Here is a 1,150-nt window from a genome sequence, read left to right on the forward strand (position 1 = left end):
CCGCGTGTGCCGGCAGCTGCAGCACATCCAGCTGCGCGAACCCGGCCATCAGCACCGCGCGCAGATCCGCATCGCGCGGGCCCAGCGGCTTCTGCAGCCACTGCTGCAACGCCTGGTCGTAGACCGTGCGCCGGCGCAATGCGGCAAAGCAGATTGCCTCCAGCAAGGCGCGGTCGCGGCCGTCCTCCAGCTTGGGTAGCGCCGCGCCGAGCTCAGCCTTGAGCGAACGGCCCTTGCCGATCACCGCGGCCAGCACCTTGGCCGCCAACGCGCGGGTCTGCACCCCGGGTTGCGCGGTGGCGGTCCTGTTGCCCCACGGCGTAGAAGTCGCACCCGCCATCGGCTCAGCTCGATCCGCAGGTCACGACGGGCGTTGAGATAGTCCGCCGCGGTGATCGCCTTGCCGCCCTCGCGCTGCACCACGCGCAGGCGCAACGCGCCCCGGCCGCAAGCGATGTCGATACCCTCGCGCGCCGCGCCGATCACCGTACCCGGCGCCTTGCCGTGGTTGTCGGCGATGGCCACCGCGCCGTGGATACGCACACGTTCACCAGCTAGCACGGCCTCGGCGATCGGCCACGGATTGAACGCGCGCACCGTGCGCGCCAGCACTTCCGCGTCCTGATCCCAGTCCAGCCTGGCCTCGGCCTTGTCCAGCTTGTGCGCGTAGGTGACGCCTTCGGCCGGCTGCACCTGCGGGATCGGTTTGAGGCCGGCGCGCAGCAGGCCCAGGCCATCGGCCAGCACCTGTGCGCCCAGCTGCGCCAGCCGGTCATGCAGCTGGCCGCCGGTATCGGTGTCGTTGATCGGGGTGTGCTGGCGCAGCAGCACCGGGCCGGTGTCCAGCCCGGCCTCCATCTGCATCAGGCACACGCCGGTTTCGGCATCGCCGGCCTGGATCGCGCGCTGGATCGGCGCGGCACCGCGCCAGCGCGGCAGCAGCGAGGCATGCACGTTCCAGCAGCCGTGGGTGGGAATAGCCAGCACCGCCTTGGGCAGGATCAACCCGTAGGCGACCACGACCATCAGATCCGGCTGCAGCGCGCGCAGCTGCTGCTGGGCTTCGGCGGTTTTCAGGGTTTCCGGCTGGAATACCGGGATGCCGCGGGCGATGGCGTCGAGCTTGACTGGCGAGGGCATCAGCCCGCGG

Annotated in this window: 1 protein-coding gene and 1 pseudogene; both read right to left on the minus strand. The window is 71.0% G+C overall.

The genetic code is table 11. The annotated features are described in order from the left end of the window. On the minus strand, positions 1 to 340 hold a 340-nt coding region (locus JCM9942_RS16440; protein WP_304941171.1), incomplete at its 3' end, for a transcription antitermination factor NusB. 11 nt (positions 341 to 351) lie between these two features. Further along, positions 352 to 1,150: pseudogene (gene fmt / locus JCM9942_RS16445) on the minus strand (methionyl-tRNA formyltransferase); the annotation flags it as partial.

This window comes from Stenotrophomonas pictorum JCM 9942 (genome assembly GCF_001310775.1).
Taxonomy (GTDB): domain Bacteria; phylum Pseudomonadota; class Gammaproteobacteria; order Xanthomonadales; family Xanthomonadaceae; genus Stenotrophomonas; species Stenotrophomonas pictorum.